The organism is Streptomyces sp. SAS_281, from assembly GCF_052542855.1.
The window spans coordinates 1-16063 of sequence record NZ_JBMNDO010000019.1; the positions used below are offsets into that span (position 1 = coordinate 1).

The following is a 16063-nucleotide window of genomic DNA, read 5'->3' on the forward strand; positions in this document are numbered from 1 at the left end:
GGCTGGCGGCCCGCCCGGCTCGCCGCCGGCCTGCAGATCAGCCCCAAGCACGCCCTGCCCTACTACTTCAACCACGACATGTGGCTGCGGATGAACGGCATCCGGCCGGCCTACTTGGAGCCGGGGGCCGGCCTGCTCCCGGACCCGACCGCCTGCGAGAAGTTGCTGAACGAGCGGACCAGGGCCATCGTCCTGGTGACGCCCGGGAACCCGAGCGGCGTCGTGCTCCCGCCCGATGTCATCGCCGGGTTCGCCGCCCTGGCCGAGCGGCGGGGCGTAGCGTTGGTTCTCGACGAGACATACCGGACCTTCCGCGGCACGCAGGATCCGGCACACGGACTGTTCGCGCGGCCCGACTGGGGCCGTAGTGTCATCAGCCTGCACAGCTTCTCCAAAGACCTGGCCATTCCCGGCTACCGGGTCGGTGCGGTGGTCGGTTCTCCCCAGGTCGGGCGGGAGGTGATGAAGCTGCTGGACTGCGTGGCCATCTGCGCTCCCCGGGTCGGCCAGGAGGCCGCCTGGGCCGGGCTGACCGCGGCCGGGGAATGGAGGGCCGCCCGGGCCGCCGAGGTGGCGGCGAAGAAGGCACGGTTCGACGCAGTGATGGCGGGCAGGCCGGGCGGCTTCGAACTCCTCTCCAGCGGCGGCTTCTTCGGCTGGGTACGGCACCCCTTCGCGGACCGGGGTACTGAGGAAGTGGTCCGCGACCTGGTCGTCCGGTACGACACCCTGGTCCTGCCCGGTACGGCCTTCCGGCCGGACGACCGGGGCACCTTCCGGGTGAGTTTCAGCAACGTGGAGGAGGCGGAGCTCGATGAACTCCGCCGGCGCCTCGTGCTGGCCGGGGACGAACTCGGCGCCTGCCTCGCTCAGTAGATGACCGGGTCCGCGGCCGAGGGACGCCAGCTCCTGGAGCCGCGGATGTTCCGTGTGATGTTCAACCGTTTAAGCCAGCGGTCCGAACCGTCGTACCGGGGCCGGAAGGAACGGCGGCCGTGCACCGCGCGGAAATTGTCGATGAAGACTATGTCACCGGGCCGCAGAATCAGGTCCCGCATGTTTTTCTCGATCTGTTCACAGAGTTCCCGGAACGCATTTACCGAACGCTCTGACCAGTCTTCCTGCTTCATGTGGTACGGGTCCAGTGCCATGTAGGGACCGTGCTGGTCACCGAAGAGGACGGGTCGTTGCACCGGATTGTCGTTCCAGGACCGGATGAGATCGAAACTCCGCTTCCGCAACCGGTCCTGTACGGGGTCGCCGGTGGACTCGGCGGTGTTCTGCGGCAGGTGGGAATTGTCGGGCATCTGAGTGAAGACCGATTCGAACAGGGCGTCCACGTCCAGAGCCGGCCAGTCCAGCGAGCCGGCGTCGCAGATCATGGTGGCGGCGTCGTCCGGGTTCTTCAGGCACATGAGTGAGACGTAGTCGCCCCGGCATGGGTGGAAGGCGTCCTCGGTGTGCCAGGACAAGTGCTGCAGGCTGTTCGAGCCCAGCTCGTAGTGTTCGTGGCCCTTGATCGGCAGGACGTCGTGCATGAGCCGGCCGTCCTGCTGGGTGGACCAGCCGAACACGTCGCCCAGCCGGGCGGCGCACAGCATGAAGAAGATCTCCTGCGGCAGCGCCGTCGAGCCGTGCTGGGTGTTGCGCCAGTGTTCCGGCGTCGGCCCCAGCGTCCGTTCGTCCACGGCCAGGCCGGAGATCAGGCACACGGCCGAGGGTTCGTTCCGGCGGTACTCCTCAAGGAATTCGAGCAGCCGCGAGGGTAGGGAACAGGCCAGCACCGGGGATCGCCTGAGCAGTTCCGGATCCTCGATCGTGCTGTGGACGGAGGCGAGTTCGGTGAGCCAGGGGAGCAGGGCGGCGTTTTCCTCCGCCGTCAGCATCAGGTGGTGCATGGGATGTTCTCCTCAGAACGGGTCGGCCCCTCTTCCCGGCCGGAATACGCAGTATAGGAGCGGCCGCCCCGGCAATTCGGTCCCCCTTAGAAGGGACAGGCGTAAAAATACGCCAGTGCATAAGGTTCGTCAGTGAATTCGGTTCGCAATGTCTTCCGAACAGCTACAAGGGGCTGATTTTTCCATGAGTGACGTTGTTAATCTGACGACGATGGAGGTCGACGCGCTGACGGATGCCGACGGCGGACTGAACCTGACGGACGGTCATGCCCGCCTCGGTCTCACGCCGGAGCAGGCCGCCATCGTCGCCCGCATTCCGGACATGTTCGCGGAGGCGTCGAGCCGCCCGTTCCAGGACATCGAGCGCGAGGCACACACGGCGTTCCTGCACGGCATCGGCCAGTACAGCGCGCCCATCGGGACAGGGCGGATCTTCAGCTGCTACTCGTCCACGCTGGCCACGGACATCGTCGCGCGAGCCCTGCCGGCCGGAGCCACCATCGCAGTGCTGCACCCGACCTTCGACAACATCGCGGACCTGTTCACCACCCGCGGGCTGAAGCTGGTGCCGATGTCCGAGCGCCAGCTCATGAACCGGGAGTGGCCCGAAGCACCGGTCAACGCCATCGTGGTGACCCACCCCAACAACCCCACCGGTCTCATCACGCCGCGCGGCCACCTGCGTTCGCTGGCCGAGCACGCCGCCCGGAACGGGCAGACCGTGATCATCGACGCCAGCTTCCGCGGCCAGGTCCGGGACGCGCAGTACGACGCCTACGAGGTGCTGGACGCAGCCGGCGCGGACTGGATCGTCATCGAGGACACCGGCAAGCTGTGGCCCACCCACGAGCTGAAGATTGGCCTGCTGGCCTTCAGCGAGCGCACCACCCTGCCTCTCTACCGGGCGTTCTCGGAGTCGCTGCTGGCGGCCTCGCCCGTGGTGCTGCGCCTGGTCACCGCGCTGGCAGGGGACTGGGTCGACGGCGGCTACGAGAGGGCCCGCGACATGGTGGGGCGCAACCGTGCGGTGGTCAAGCAGGCGATCGAGGCGGTCGGCCTGGAGCTGGCCGACCCGACTTCGCAGATCAGCGTCGCCCGGGTTTCGCTGCCCGAGGACGGGCCCGGCTCCGGTGACCTGTACAAACTGCTGGTCACCCGGGGTGTGCACGTGCTGCCCTGCTCACCATTCCACTGGGCCGACCCGAAGAGCGGCGAGCGGTTCATCCGGATCTCGCTGGCGCGTCCGTTCGAGACGGTTCGTCGGGGTGCGCAGGAATTGGCGGCGGCCTTCGCGGAGCTCTCCGCCGCGGCCGGCGCCGAGAAGCTCGCGGCGTCCGAAGGCGCGCTGGTCGCCTGACACCGACGTTCCTGGCCCTCCGGGGCGATGGGCAAGGCCTCGGCGGCATCACCACCCTGTCCGGACGCGGGGGGCGGGGATCGTGCGAGCGATCCCCGCGGAGCCCGCGTGGTGCCGCTGCCCGGCGGCGGGGGCCGGCGCCGGCCCCCATCACCCCGGCGCCCCTCGCTGAGATCCATGTACGAGCTGATCAACCAAGGAGTGCCATGACAACCGCGTCGTCCTCCGACGCCGACCTCGCACGCCGACTCCCCTCCCTCGGTAAGTACTTCCGACCGCTGGAGGTGCCTGACACGGAGGCTCTGGCCAAAGTCCAGGAGTTGTGCGACATCTCCGACCCGTTCCGTGCGGACGAGGCCGCCGACGACCTGTTCGTCACGGCCATGCGGGAGATCAACACATGGCACGCGGCCCGGAACCCGCTGTACGGGGCCATGTGGCGGGGAGCCGGTTCGCCGGACATCACCGGCATCGAGCAGATCGCCGACCTGCCCTACATCCACGTGAACCTGTTCAAGCGGCATGCGTTGAGTTCCGTCGCCGGTGATTCCATTACGCTGCGGCTCACCTCTTCCGGCACAGGCGGAGAGAAGACCGAGATCGGCTTCGACGACTGGTCCTTCGGAACGGCCCAGCGCATGGACGCCTGGACGATCAAGGCGCTCGGTCTGATCGACGTCGAGCGCCCCGCCAACTACCTCGTCTGCGGCTACGAGCCGGATCCGCGGCTCTCCGTCGGTGCCGCGCACGGACTCAACGAACTCTGCGACTTCGCGCCCGTCGCCTCGGCCGTACACACGCTGCGGAACACCGGAGAGGGGCACGAGTTCAACATCATGGGCTCCGTCGACGCCCTTCTGGAGTTCGCGGCGCGTGACGAGCCGGTGCGGATCGTCGGGTTCCCCGCACTGCTGCACGCCGTGCTGGAGCGCATGGAAGCGATGGGCGTTCCCTGTCTGGACCTGCCGGAGGGATCGACGGTTCTGACCGGCGGCGGATGGAAGGGGCACGCGGACCGGGCCATCGGCCGGGGCGAGTTCCGTGCCGCGATCGAGCGCCGGCTCGGCATCGCGGAGGAGCGGATCCGGGACTGCTACGGATCGGTGGAGCACTGTCTGCCGTACATCGAGTGCCACGCACACCACTTCCACGTGCCCGTCTGGTCCCGGTGCGTGGTCCGAGACGTGCGCACCCTGGAGCCGTTGGAGCACGGTACCCCCGGGTACCTGCAGTTCGTCTCTCCGTTCATCACGTCGCTCCCCGCCCACACCATCCTGATGGCCGACCTGGGCACCCTGCACCCGCCGGGTGACTGCGGGATCGCCACCCCGTGGTTCGAGGTCCACGGCCGGGCGGGTGTGCGCCGCAACCGCAACTGCGCCGTCGCCGCGGCGGAACTCCTGGAGACCCGATGAAGACCGCCTCGCACACCACTCCCTACTACTGGCAGGGGGAGTGGATCGACGACCAGGAGGCCGGCTGCCGTCTGGGCGCCCTGGGCGGCATCCTGCCCTCCCTGCCAGGCCCTCTCGAAACCAGTCATGTCCTGGATGCCTGCGGCAGGTTCGCGAGCCTTCTCGCCGATCCGGACAGCGCCGAGTACCGTCGGCTGTTCGCCGACCTGACCGACCCTTCCACTACCGGTCTGCCCGCCGCCGACGCGGAATCCTCCCTGGCCGCCCTCGCCTCGGCCCTCGCTCCCGAGCTGCTGTCCGCCCAGTTGACCGCCGAGCTCGGAGGCAGCTCGCCGCACCGGCCGGTCCCGGCGCCCTTCGCGGACGACGCCGTGGAGCTGTGGCAGCCCATCGGCACACTGGTCCACATCGCCCCGAAGAACGTGGCGGCGGGCGGGGTGCTGAGCGTCGTCGAAGGCCTGCTCGCCGGAAACGTCAACGTCGTCAAGACCAGCGGTTCCGAGAGCCTGTTCACCCAGCACGCCCTGGCCGCCCTCGCTGACGCCGATCCGTCCGGAGAGCTCCGCAGCCGACTGGTGGTGCTGCGCTTCTCCTCCCGCAACACCGAGTGGCTGCGTCAGTTGTGCCGGCCGGCCGACGCCGTGGCGGTCTGGGGAACCGAGGAAGCCGTCGCAGGGGTCGCCCAGTTCCTTCCGCAGGGGTGCAGGCTCGTAGAATGGGGGCCCAAGATCTCCCTCGCCTATCTCGACCGCACGGGTGCCCGCGGAAGCGGGGAGACGCTGCGGAGGCTGGCCCGGGACGTGCTGAGCAACGGCCAGCGCACCTGCACCAGCCCTCAGGTCGTCTACGTCGACACGGCCGATCCGGACGTGCTGTTCGCGGAGGCCCGCGCCATCGCGGACGCGTTGTCGGCGGAGGCGCCCGCCTTCCCGGAATTCCCGAGAGGGACGGCTGAGCAGGCGGAGATCACCAATGTGGTCGCCGTCGCGCACCTGGAGGAGCACCTGGGCCTCACACGGATATTCAGCGCGCCCAACGGCTGCTGGCACGTTCTCGCGGACACCCGGCCCGGCCTCTCCGCCTCCCCCCTGTTCGGAACGGTCTGGGTCAAGCCCTTGCCGCGAGAGGAAATCGTGCGGACCCTCCATCCGATGCGCCGCTACCTGCAGACCGTGGGCCTCCACGCAGAGGGGAGCAGCACGGTGCCTCTGGCTGCCGAGTTCTTCCGCGCCGGCGCCCTGCGCGTCGTCCCCCTCGGGGCGATGCTGGAGAGCTATGCGGGGGAACCGCACGACGGGCAGCTGGCCCTGCAGCGCTACAGCCGCCGCGTGAGCATCTGCGCCGTGCGGGGCTCAGAGGCCCTGGCGGCAGTTCGATGAGGTCCCGGCCTGATCTGCTGCCTGTGCGCCCGCTGCTCTCCTGTGCTGCGGCGTGATCGCTCGGCACGCTCGGAGCGGCCCGGCCCGCCCCGGGCCGTTTCGGAGCACGGGTTCCTGGCACGCCTCCGTGATACGGCCCACCCGAAGGAATCCAGACGTGACCACGCCAGGCCCCGACACGACGCCGCAGACCGAGGAATCCGGCACCAAGGCGGCATCCGGGCTGCTGGTCGGACTTCAGCCTCCGGAAGCGGAACTATCAGAATCGTTTGCCGATCCGCCGCACGTTCCCCTGTACCCGGAGGAAGCGGAACTCGTACGCAACGCTGTGGAGCGGCGCAGGCGCGAATTCGCCACGGTGCGATGGTGCGCACGTAGGGCCTTGACGCGCCTCGGGGCAGCCCAGGGGCCCATTGTGTATCAGGAGCTACGGGCCCCTGTCTGGCCGGTCGGTATCGTCGGGAGCATGACTCACTGCGACGGGTACCGGGCGGCGGTGGTGGCGCCCCGCTCATCGGTCACCGCGATCGGCGTGGATGCCGAACCGAATCTCGCACTGCCCGAGGGAGTGGCGAATGCGGTGCTCCTCCCGAAGGAGCGCGACGATGTCGCGAGACTCGCGCTACGCCGTCCAGAGATCGCCTGGGACCGATTGATCTTCAGCGCCAAGGAGAGCGTCTTCAAAGCATGGTTCCCCTTGACCGGACGGTGGCTCGACTTCGACGCATGCGCGATCTCCTTCGACGGGTCGGCCATGGGCACCGGCGATGGGGCGACCATGGACACCGGAACGTTCGTCGGCACGCTCACGGTTCCGGGCGCAGTCGTGGCCGGGCACGAGATCGGATCATTCTTCGGGCGGTGGCGGGCCCGTGGCGAGATGGGGAACGGACACGTAGCGACGCTGGTGTCGGTGTGCTCGTAAGGGCTGTCCCGCAATTCCAGGCGGCCGCACGACGACAGCTACGGCACCTCGCCGCGTTGTCGAAACGCCCGGATAAATCCAGTATGCGGGCGCCTCTCCGCCTTGCGGTGCACCGCATCCGACGCCGCGCGCTGATCCACCAGGAATTGCGGGACAGCCCTTAGGGCGTGTTTCGAAAGTCCCGCCTGTCCGGCGGCGCCTGGCACGCACGCTCGCCGCGTTGTCGGGATCACCCCGATACACCCAGTATCGGGGCGACCCTCCGCCTTGCGATCGCACGCACCAGACGCCGCCGGACCCGCCCTCCGGGCGGACGGCGCTACTTTCGAAACACGCCCTAGCCCCGCCGTTCGGTTGAGATAGGAACGGAAGTGGGGAAGGACTACGAAATTGCCTCCTGAGCTGGGACGGTGAATCCTGTCGACAGGTTCTGTCGGTCCAAGAGGAAGGCACTCTCTGCGTGCAGGGTGTCGAGCACACGAGCTGCGCGATAGCACGGGGGCGTGGATGACGATGGACGTGCTCTTAACATCCAGCGTGCTCCTCCACACCTCAGCTCGCGATGCCACAGCCGGCAACGGGGCCGGGTGGCAGCCCGGTGTGTGTCGGGGCAGACGTGAGAGCGCTGCAGCGGCCGATGTCGCCACCTCTCACGATGTAATGCCGCCGCTGGAACAGGCCGCCGTGAAGCGAGGCGCCTATCAGCTCAGCCGGCTGATGTCGCAGACCTCGATGCCATCGGGGTACGCGAAGTAGACGATCCAGCACTCGCTCCCGAAGGCCTCCGCCACCCGTTCGCCTCCTGGGGCCGGCCACCGGTCCGAGCGCTCCGCCTAGGCGTCGTTGGCCACGTTGCGCCGTACGTGTGGGGCGGCGTGCTACTCGGAGTGCAGGCCGTGCCAGTAGTCCCCGTCGGCCAGGAGGTGAGACGCAGCGAGGGAATCGCCGCGTCCACTGTCCAGCGGTTCAGCAGGCGGAGTTGGCGTACCCATCGCAGGCCGCCGGTCTCGGTTGTCCGGGCGTCCAGGAGGGCGTAGGGAACACGCTCAGGGCGAGTGCGGGATCGGATGGCGAGAGGGTGGGGGTGGGCTTTCGCCAGTTCCCGGAACCACATCTTGCGCCGGCGCCTCAATGACGGCTTCGATCTCTCCAGCGCCTGGGGGTCCGGCATGACGCGAAGGACACCGCCCTCCATGACGGCTTCGCGTACGCAGCCGTAGGCCGTCCCCTGCCCAGCCGTGACCAGGCAGTGAGCGTCCATCCCCACGGCGACCTCCTGGTCGTCGGGATCTTCCTCGCCTGACAGTGAACGACGGATGAAACCAGCGGAGCCGGTGCCGTGGCTGCTCGGATGTCGTCCAAGGCACCAGCGACTGGGGCGGTTGTAGTCGGGCAGGTGACGCACCGAGCCGTCGGTGGCGCGCCCGACGTAGGGCCGAAAAGCCTTCACGGGATCCCAGGGTAGTGAATAGCCAGGAGTCAGAGGGCCACGGCTGGGTACCCGATCTTTGCAGCCGTTCGTACACAGCAGAGGGCGGAATCATCGTGACATCAGAAAAGGACCAACAGGCTCAACGATTCTGTAAGGCGTGCGGTACACCCGCCGGCGACGAGAAGCTGTGCGAGAACTGCGGCGCCGTGCTCGGGCGGCCCGACGCGGTGGGTTTGGTGGATGACGAGGCAGCGGTGGCGCGGCGTGTTTTCGAGCAAAGGGACCGGTAGCCACGATGACCAACTTCGTCATCACCGTTCCCGGCACATTTGGCACCGATATCACCGACTCCACGAGGGCCGCCCTGGAGGGCACACTGGCTTCGCAGCACACGAATGTGAGCGAGAGCGAGGGATTGGACCTGCTCACGCTCAACGAAGACGGTACCTTCTCTGTACGTCTGGAAGTGGAGGCCCGGGATCGATACGAGGCCGAACTAAATGCCAGCAGAATTCTATCCGCAGCCTTGCAGAAGGCAGGAATCGACGAATCCGACGCCTCTCTCGGCCCGCCCGCGGTGACCGGAATCGACAGCGACATCTGAGCCCTGGGTGGAGGCGCCGAGGGCGGTCAGGTGCCTGCCGTCCGTGCTCTCAGCACCGGTAACAGCCGCAGCTTCTCGTCATAGGTGTGCCCATCGGAGCAGCGTGCCGCCCGACGCCTCGGCCCCCGGTAATCCGGGTGGTGCCTCCCGTCGCGGGCCGTCCAGGCCGGGCGGCACCCTCGCCATCCGTCGCGGCCTTCGGAGGCACACCCTTTACCTGGAGGAACTCACCCACCAGATCGCCGCCGACTGGCTTGACTACCGACACCGCCGCTGGCCCGCCTCGACCAACCCCCGCCTGCCCGTCAGTCAGAGATCCGCGCTTGACCCCGACCACCCCGCCGTCGGTAAGACCCTGCTCCGTGTCGACGTGCCGCCAGGCCTCACCCTGGTCCACCTGCGCCAGGACCGCATTCTCAACGAAGCAGCAGAAACAGCGGATCCCCTCCGGCTGATGAGGCTCTTCGGAATCACGGAGAAGACCGCCATGCACTACGTGGGGACCGCCCATCCCGAACGCACGGCGAAGCTGCCAAGGTGATACGAGCCGTCAGCCTTCCGAATCATCCGCACGCCAAGGGGCGCCTGCTCGGACAGAGCGGGCACCCGCAGCGATCTGCAGTGCGTACACCGGCACGTCGGCGGCGTTCGGTACAGGCCCGAGGTAGTGGTGGCCGGTCATGTGGCACCAGGCGGGCAGGTCGAGTGGTGCGGCTGGGTCGGTGGCGATGATGTGGACGACGGTGCCCGGCTCGGCGCCGTCGATCTCTTTGCGCAGGCGGAGCAGGAGGGTGACGCAGAGCAGGCCGGTGCCGTCGATGGTGATGTCCGGCGCGGGGATGTCAGGGTTCATCGGCGGTAGGCGGTGGCGGCGACGGCGGGCAGGAGGGCGAGGGAGAGGGTGCCCGCGGTGAAAGCGAGGGCGGGGTAGCTGGTGGCGGCGACCATGATGCCGGAGGTGATGCCGCCGGTGGCGCCGGCGAGGGCGATGGAGACGTCGACCAGTCCCTGGGTCTTGGCGCGGGTGGCGAGCGGGACGGTGTCGGTGATGATCGCGGTGCCGGAGACGAGGCCGAAGTTCCAGCCGAGCCCGAGCAGGGCCAGGGCCAGTGCGAGGAGGGCGACGGAGTCGGCGGGCGCGGTGGCGGCGAGGACACCGGCCGCCAGCAGGGTGATTCCGGAGGCGGCGGCGATCTTCATGTGGCCGTAGCGGTCGACGAGCCAGCCGGTGAAGGGGGAGGGCAGGTACATGGCGCCGATGTGAATGCCGATGACGAGGCCGGAGGCTGCGGTGCTGTGGCCGTGGTCGTGCATGTGCACTGGCGTCATGGTCATGATCGCGACCATGACGAGCTGGGTGAGGATCATTACCAGGGCGCCGAGGACCACACCGCCGCGAGCTTCACCCGTTTCGGCCTTGTCGGTGGTGGCCGGGTCGGCAGCGGCGTCGGCTTCCTTGGCCTGGGCGATGGCTCGGGCCAGGAGCAGCGGGTCGGGGCGGAGCCAGAGGGCAAGGACGGTTGCGGCCAGGGCGTAGGCGGCGCCGGAGATGACGAAGAGGCCGGTGAGGTGGGGGATGCCGAGGTGTTCGGCGAGGGTGCCTGCGGGGGCGGCGAGGTTGGGGCCGGCGACGCCGCCGAGGGTGGTGGCGACCAGGACGGTGGAGACGGCGCGGGCGCGGCGGCCGGGTGGGGCGAGGTCGGCTCCGGCGTAGCGGGCTTGGAGGTTGGTGGCGGTTCCGGCGCCGTAGATGAACAGGGCGATGAACAGCAGTACGGGGTTGTCGAGGACGGCGGCGGTGATGACGCCTGCGGAGCCGATGGCGCCGGTGAGGTAGCCGGTGGCGAGGCCCGGGCGGCGTCCTCTGGCTTGGGAGATGCGGCCGACGCTGATGGCGGCGAGGGCGGAGCCGCCGGTGAACAGGGCGCTGGGCAGTCCGGCGAGGCTGGTGGTGCCGAGCATGTCCTGGGCGAGGAGGGCGCCGACGGTGACGCCCGCGGCGAGACCGGCGCCGCTGAGGATCTGTGAGGCGACCAGGACGCGTAGGATCCGCCGTTGGGCATGTGCGGGGTGGGATATATGTCCCAGCGTGGCATCGGGTGCGGCGTTGATCATCTCTCTCCTGGTCTGTACGGAAGCCGTGCGTTGATCCGCAGCCGATCCGGGTGGCGGGTCCCCGCCAACGAGGACGACGTCGACTTCGGATCCGTGTGGGCTACCTGGTGGGGGCGGTGGTGCCGAGGGCGGTGTCGCTGGCGTCAGCGGGCGCTGCAAGGACGGCTCGGGCCGCGCGTTCGCCGGCGGCGAGGGCGCCTTCGATGTGTCCGGCGTGGTCGGTGGCCGTCTCGGTCGAGGCCCAGTGCAGACGCCCGTCGAGGGCCGGCTGCTGATAGAGGCGGTGGCCGAAGAGCGCATGGTCGGTGAGGTGCTGCACGGTGGACGGGGCGGTCCACTGCTCGGTGCTCCAATTCTGCACGTGCAGGGCCACAGGGGAGCTGGCGGCCGGGCCGAAGAGCCGGGCGAGTTGTGCGGTGACAGCCTGCTCGAAGCCGGGGCGCACGGTGCGGGCGTGGGCGAAGCCGAAGAGCGCGGCGGGGTCGCCGTCGGGCCCGGACATGTCGTGGATCTCCTGGAGCGGTCCGGTCCTGCTGAACGCCGCACCCGCCAGCCCGTCCTGGCGCCAGAAGGCGGCAGGGTAGTGGGCGACGACCTTGACGGCGGTGCCCATCCAGACCGGTGTGGACCGGGCCAGGCGTACGAGGTCGGCGGGGAGCGTGTCGGCGAGGTCGATGCGCTCCAGGGCGAGGGCCGGGGGAACGGCAAGGATCACGTGGTCGGCGTGCAGTCTGCCGGCCGGGGTGAGTACGTCGAGGCCGCCGTGGCCGCCCGGCTGGGTTGCGGTGACGGGCGTGTCCAGCCACAGAGTGCCGGTGGGCAGCGCGGCGGCGAGGGCGGCGGTGATGCTCTGCGCCCCGGCGGCGAAACGGCGGGAGGGGACGCCGATCAGGTTGCCGGTGAGGCGGCGGATGCCGGTCGTCTCCTGGAGCATCGTGTCGCCTGCGAGGTGCTGCTCGAAGGTGGCGAGGCCGTTGTGCGTGGCCAGCGCCCGTACGCGCTCCTCGCCGTCCCAGAACCAGGTGGCTCCCAGATCGAGCGCACGCCCCGGGTGCTCGGCAGGAGCGGAGAGCAGGCGTCCGCCAGTGCGGTCGCGGGCCTCCAGGACGACGACGTCACGGCCGGCGGCGTGCAGCGTGGTAGCAGCGGCGAGGCCGGAAGCTCCGGCACCGACCACGATGACGTCGTGGCTTTCCTGGTGGGACATGTGTGGCTCCATTCCGAGCAGGCTGAACCCCCGCGGTCGTCGGTGGTTACGGCATCGGGTCGAGGGCAAGGGTGGCCGGCTACTCGTTGACGCCGGTGTCCAGGACGGTGCGGAAGCGGGGAGCTCCCACGCGCAGTCGGGTGACGGCGTCGGTGGCCTTCTCCAGCGGCATCCGCTCGATCAGGGGGCGCACACCTGTGGTGACGGCGAAGGCCATGGCTTCTTCCGTCTCGCGGGGGCTGCCGGTGAGGTGTCCGGTGAGTGTGTGGCCGTTCATGACCAGCCGGGCCGCCGGGACGGTGAGGGAGCCGGCGTCGATGCCGGCGAGGGTGAGCTGCCCGTGCACGGCCAGGCCGGTGAGGAGTTCGTCCACGGGGGTGGTGGTGGAGGCGGTGTAGACGATCAGGTCGGCCCCACCGAGTGCTGTGAGGGCGGCGCCGGGGGCCTGGGTGTCGCTGTCGATGTAGTGGTGGGCGCCGAGTTCGCGGGCGAGCTTCTCGCGGTCGCCGCCGCGGGCGATGGCGACGGTCTCGTAGCCGAGCTTCGCGGCGAACTGCACGGCGAGATGGCCCAGGCCGCCGATCCCGAAGACGGCGACCCGTCCTCCGGCACGGGTGCCGGCCCTGCGGATGGCGTTGAAGGTCGTCACGGCCGCGCAGCCGAACGGGGCGGCGTCGAAGAGGTCGAGGCGGTCGGGGATGCGGGCGAGCGCGTCGGCGGGCACGGTGATGCTCTGCGCCCATCCGCCCGGGTAGGACAGGCCGGGTATCTTGCGCTCGGCGCAGTGGACGACATCGCCTGTACGGCAGTACGTGCAGTGGCCGCAGCTGCCGCCGAACCAGCCAACGGCCACCCGGTCGCCGGCCGCCCACCCCTCGACCTGGTCGCCGATCTCGGCGATGACGCCGGCGACCTCGTGGCCTGGGGTGACGGGGAAGGCGGTGTCCTTGCCGGTGGCGGCGGCTGTTGCGATGTCGGCGTTGCACACCCCGCTCGCCACCACCGATACGCGGACCCACCCGGTGGGTGGCGGGAGCGTCTCGGCCGTGGCGGGGTGCAGGGGCCCGCGGGGCTCGGTCACGACCACGGCCACGGCCTTGTCCGACATGATGCCTTCCGTTCTGCACGACGGTGCTTATAGCTGCTGGTTATGCTGCATGAGAGAGATCCTCACCGTAGGCAGAGGAAATGCGGCCCGGTAGGGGACATCAGTGAATGGAGCGATAAGCCTTGGCTATGGCAATGGACCGCCTGAATCTCGAAGGTCTCCGGTACGCGCAGGCGGTCGCCGAGACCAGGTCGTTCAGCGCCGCCGCAAGAGCCTACGGGGTGACGCAGCCCGCGCTGTCGAACGGGATCGCCAAGCTGGAGGAACGCCTCGGTGACAAGCTGTTCGAGCGGTCGCCGCGCGGCGTGACGCAGACCGCGTTCGGTATTCGGATCCTGCCGTTGATCGAGCGCGCCCTCGTCGCGCTCGACGCCGTCGGAGCGGAGGCCCGGCGGCTGACCGAACCCGGCGAGCAGAAGATCCGCATGGGCGTTTCGCCGCTGATCGGCTCGCACCTGGTAGCCCGGGCGTTCAGCATGGTTCAGGGCCTTCCCACGCCGCGGGACCTGGTGCTGCGCGAGGCGAACATGCAGGAGCTGCGTGAAGGCCTGCTGGCCGGGCAGCTCGACATCATCCTGATCCCGGCCGTGGCCGCGATGCCCCGCTTCGAACACCGGGTCATCGACGTCGAGCCGATCGTCGTCGTCACTCCTGACGCGGCGGAGGCGACCCCCGTCGAACTCACGGAGGCCGGCAAGGGCCAGTTCATCCTCGTCCCCGACACCTGTGGTCTGACCACCTTCACCACGCAGCTCTTCCAGGCGCACGAGATGCCCCTGAACACTTATCCGGGCGAGGCCGCCAGCTACCGGGTCCTGGAGGACTGGACGAAGCTCGGCCTGGGATCGGCGATGGTCCCCCGCTCCAAGCTCACCTCGCCCGACGTCTGCCACCGCCCCCTGATGGACCAGGGCCGCGAGGTCCAGATTTCCTTCGAAGCGGTCTGGAGCGCCGACTCCCCGGCCGGCCCGGACCTGCTCCGTCTTGCCGACAGCCTCGCGGCCCCCCGTCGCTAACCCATACGCATCGCTTATAGCCAGATTCACCGAGATCATCTACCAGACCTTGTCGGCAATGCCTAACGTGGCAGGCACGTTGCGGGACACCTCGTCCCGCCCCCTTCCTGCTGATTGAGTGAGGCATAACCATGGCGTATCTCCAGATCACCCTGCGGGTCGACTCGGCCAACCGTGCCGCTGCCGTAAGCGTGTACGAGAAGTAGCAAGCAGCCGTTCCTCGACACCGCCCCCGGCGCGACTACCAAGGATCTTCTCGTCCGCGACGAAGATGTCCAGGTCCTCCACGGTTTCCGGACCGTGGCCGACGCCCAGGCGTACCTGGCGAGCGAGCTGTTCGCATGTGACGTCGTCGGCGGCCTGTCCCCGCTGCTGAAGGCCGAACCCGACGTGCGCGTCTACGACACCGTCTGAGCGCCGATGACGCACGAGCTGACGGCGCTGCTGCGCGAATACGACCGGGCCCGCGCGTACACCGACGACCTGTGGAAAGACCTCAACCCGGACGAGGTGACCTGGCGCCCGCACGAGGACTCCAGCGCCATCGGCTGGCACCTCGGGCGCCAGGCCCATGTCGCCCACTTCATGATCCGCAACCTCACCGCGGCCGAACCGGGTCCGGACCCGGAACTCGACGGGATCATGGACTCGGCCAACCCGGAGAAGTCCCGCGGCGCACTGCCCACCGTCGAACGGCTCGGTGCCTTCCGCGAGACCGCCGCCGAACGCGTCCACGCCCCCATCGGCGACATCGCCTCCGGCCGGGTCAGCGCACCGGCCCAACTGACCATCGTCGCGAATCACCTGCTGGTCGCGCTCAGCAACCACGAGTACCAGCACGACCAGTGAATCAGTGAGGTCCGGGCCGAAAACCTCGGCCACGCCCTCCCGTCGGACCCCGTCTCGGACCGGCTCAGCCGCATCGACGGCTACCTCGTCTGCAATCCCTACGCCTGACCTCTGCACCTTCGCCCGGCGAAGCCGGCAGCAACCCCTCACCGGCAAGGACCCGATTCCATCGTGGGCCGGTGCACCATCAAGGAGCACAACGTGAGCAGCGTGCGCGTCACCCCCTGGCAGGACGGAACCCTCCCTCCGCCCCCGCCCGAACTCCTCGCTGGCATGAAGGCGCGTCGGCCCAACGGCGAGCTGATCGGCATCGACCGTGTCCTGCTGAGGAGCTTCCCGCTCGCCACAGGATGGAACGCGCTCCTGGGCCGGGTCCGCGCCGAGTTCGACCTGGCACTGGAATACCGCGAACTGATCATGCTGCGCGTGGCCGTGCTCAACCGCGCCGACTTCGAGTGGGGCGTCCACCACCCGGCCTACCTGCGGGCAGGCGGCACGGGGGAAAAGGCCGAAGCACTCAAGGCCGGCCCCATCGACAGCGGTCTATTCAACGAAGAAGAACTCGCCCTGCTCGCTCTGACTGACCAGTCCACCCAACAGGTCGAAGTCGATGCCCACGTCATCGATGAGGTGAAGCGCCTGTTCGGCGAAGCCAAAACAGTCGAAGCCGTCGCAACCGTCGCGGCCTACAACATGGTCTCGCGCTTCCTGGTGGCCATGGCCATCTGAGACCCCCGTGTGCAAAAAGCCATGAGCCG

General features: G+C 68.9%; 15 protein-coding genes. 10 read left to right on the forward strand and 5 right to left on the reverse strand.

The window, feature by feature from the left end:
- Nucleotides 1–876: aminotransferase class I/II-fold pyridoxal phosphate-dependent enzyme (locus tag ACN6LM_RS09715; protein WP_445064902.1), on the forward strand; the 876-nt coding region annotated here is incomplete at its 5' end.
- On the opposite strand, the gene vioC is transcribed toward ACN6LM_RS09715, so the two are convergent.
- Nucleotides 870–1898: an arginine beta-hydroxylase, Fe(II)/alpha-ketoglutarate-dependent gene (vioC, locus tag ACN6LM_RS09720; protein WP_445064903.1), complete on the reverse strand. Its 1029-nt coding sequence runs from the start codon at nt 1896–1898 to the stop codon at nt 870–872. The two genes, ACN6LM_RS09715 and vioC, sit on opposite strands and share 7 nt — an antisense overlap.
- 184 nt (nt 1899–2082) lie before the next feature.
- Between vioC and ACN6LM_RS09725 the strand changes: the two genes are divergently transcribed.
- The 6 genes from ACN6LM_RS09725 (at nt 2083) to ACN6LM_RS09750 (ending at nt 9551) form a co-directional block, all read left to right on the forward strand.
- Nucleotides 2083–3255, forward strand: coding sequence for an aminotransferase class I/II-fold pyridoxal phosphate-dependent enzyme (locus tag ACN6LM_RS09725; protein ID WP_445064904.1), 1173 nt, complete (start codon nt 2083–2085; stop codon nt 3253–3255).
- 206 nt (nt 3256–3461) lie between these two features.
- Nucleotides 3462–4670 carry a LuxE/PaaK family acyltransferase gene (locus ACN6LM_RS09730; RefSeq protein ID WP_445064905.1) on the forward strand — a complete coding sequence of 403 codons (1209 nt, stop codon included), beginning with the start codon at nt 3462–3464 and terminating at the stop codon, nt 4668–4670.
- Nucleotides 4667–6049 carry an acyl-CoA reductase gene (locus ACN6LM_RS09735; RefSeq protein ID WP_445064906.1) on the forward strand — a complete coding sequence of 461 codons (1383 nt, stop codon included), beginning with the start codon at nt 4667–4669 and terminating at the stop codon, nt 6047–6049. Before ACN6LM_RS09730 ends, ACN6LM_RS09735 begins: the two co-directional genes overlap by 4 nt.
- 157 nt (nt 6050–6206) lie before the next feature.
- Entirely contained in the window at nt 6207–6974 is a 768-nt protein-coding gene (locus ACN6LM_RS09740) for a 4'-phosphopantetheinyl transferase family protein (protein WP_445064907.1), read from the forward strand.
- A 1727-nt stretch (nt 6975–8701) separates the two neighbouring features.
- The gene (locus tag ACN6LM_RS09745; RefSeq protein WP_445064909.1) at nt 8702–9010 is read left to right on the forward strand and encodes a hypothetical protein; all 309 of its coding nucleotides are present in this window, start codon (nt 8702–8704) and stop codon (nt 9008–9010) included.
- 103 nt (nt 9011–9113) lie between these two features.
- Nucleotides 9114–9551 carry a hypothetical protein gene (locus ACN6LM_RS09750; RefSeq protein WP_445064910.1) on the forward strand — a complete coding sequence of 146 codons (438 nt, stop codon included), beginning with the start codon at nt 9114–9116 and terminating at the stop codon, nt 9549–9551.
- Nucleotides 9552–9560: 9 nt separating this feature from the next.
- Here ACN6LM_RS09750 and ACN6LM_RS09755 read toward each other — a convergent pair whose 3' ends face one another.
- The 4 genes from ACN6LM_RS09755 to ACN6LM_RS09770 all read right to left on the reverse strand — a co-directional run bounded on the left by ACN6LM_RS09755 (nt 9561) and on the right by ACN6LM_RS09770 (nt 13440).
- Nucleotides 9561–9863 carry a sulfurtransferase TusA family protein gene (locus ACN6LM_RS09755; protein WP_445064911.1) on the reverse strand — a complete coding sequence of 101 codons (303 nt, stop codon included), beginning with the start codon at nt 9861–9863 and terminating at the stop codon, nt 9561–9563.
- Entirely contained in the window at nt 9860–11125 is a 1266-nt protein-coding gene (locus ACN6LM_RS09760) for an MFS transporter (RefSeq protein WP_445064912.1), read from the reverse strand. The genes ACN6LM_RS09755 and ACN6LM_RS09760 overlap by 4 nt, the downstream gene beginning before the upstream one ends.
- Before the next feature lie 100 nt (nt 11126–11225).
- On the reverse strand, nt 11226–12332 hold the full coding sequence (locus tag ACN6LM_RS09765) for a flavin monoamine oxidase family protein (RefSeq protein WP_445064913.1): 1107 nt from the start codon (nt 12330–12332) through the stop codon (nt 11226–11228).
- A 79-nt stretch (nt 12333–12411) separates the two neighbouring features.
- Nucleotides 12412–13440: an alcohol dehydrogenase catalytic domain-containing protein gene (locus ACN6LM_RS09770; protein ID WP_445064914.1), complete on the reverse strand. Its 1029-nt coding sequence runs from the start codon at nt 13438–13440 to the stop codon at nt 12412–12414.
- Between the two features lie 134 nt (nt 13441–13574).
- On the opposite strand from ACN6LM_RS09770, the gene ACN6LM_RS09775 reads away from it, so the two are divergent.
- The 3 genes from ACN6LM_RS09775 (at nt 13575) to ACN6LM_RS09785 (ending at nt 16034) form a co-directional block, all read left to right on the forward strand.
- Entirely contained in the window at nt 13575–14456 is an 882-nt protein-coding gene (locus ACN6LM_RS09775; RefSeq protein ID WP_445064915.1) for a LysR family transcriptional regulator, read from the forward strand.
- A gap of 420 nt (nt 14457–14876) precedes the next feature.
- Nucleotides 14877–15305 (forward strand): DinB family protein, encoded by a 429-nt coding sequence (locus tag ACN6LM_RS09780; protein WP_445064916.1) that lies wholly within the window; start codon nt 14877–14879, stop codon nt 15303–15305.
- A gap of 201 nt (nt 15306–15506) precedes the next feature.
- On the forward strand, nt 15507–16034 hold the full coding sequence (locus ACN6LM_RS09785; RefSeq protein WP_445064917.1) for a carboxymuconolactone decarboxylase family protein: 528 nt from the start codon (nt 15507–15509) through the stop codon (nt 16032–16034).
- Nucleotides 16035–16063 lie beyond the last annotated feature (29 nt).

Coding starts and splice junctions, on each gene's coding strand:
- vioC (WP_445064903.1), bottom strand. CDS start 1,898: ATGCACCACCTGATGCTGACGGCGGAGGAAAACGCCGCCCTGCTCCCC.
- ACN6LM_RS09725 (WP_445064904.1), top strand. CDS start 2,083: ATGAGTGACGTTGTTAATCTGACGACGATGGAGGTCGACGCGCTGACG.
- ACN6LM_RS09730 (WP_445064905.1), top strand. CDS start 3,462: ATGACAACCGCGTCGTCCTCCGACGCCGACCTCGCACGCCGACTCCCC.
- ACN6LM_RS09735 (WP_445064906.1), top strand. CDS start 4,667: ATGAAGACCGCCTCGCACACCACTCCCTACTACTGGCAGGGGGAGTGG.
- ACN6LM_RS09745 (WP_445064909.1), top strand. CDS start 8,702: ATGACCAACTTCGTCATCACCGTTCCCGGCACATTTGGCACCGATATC.
- ACN6LM_RS09755 (WP_445064911.1), bottom strand. CDS start 9,863: ATGAACCCTGACATCCCCGCGCCGGACATCACCATCGACGGCACCGGC.
- ACN6LM_RS09760 (WP_445064912.1), bottom strand. CDS start 11,125: ATGATCAACGCCGCACCCGATGCCACGCTGGGACATATATCCCACCCC.
- ACN6LM_RS09765 (WP_445064913.1), bottom strand. CDS start 12,332: ATGTCCCACCAGGAAAGCCACGACGTCATCGTGGTCGGTGCCGGAGCT.
- ACN6LM_RS09770 (WP_445064914.1), bottom strand. CDS start 13,440: ATGTCGGACAAGGCCGTGGCCGTGGTCGTGACCGAGCCCCGCGGGCCC.
- ACN6LM_RS09775 (WP_445064915.1), top strand. CDS start 13,575: ATGGACCGCCTGAATCTCGAAGGTCTCCGGTACGCGCAGGCGGTCGCC.
- ACN6LM_RS09780 (WP_445064916.1), top strand. CDS start 14,877: ATGACGCACGAGCTGACGGCGCTGCTGCGCGAATACGACCGGGCCCGC.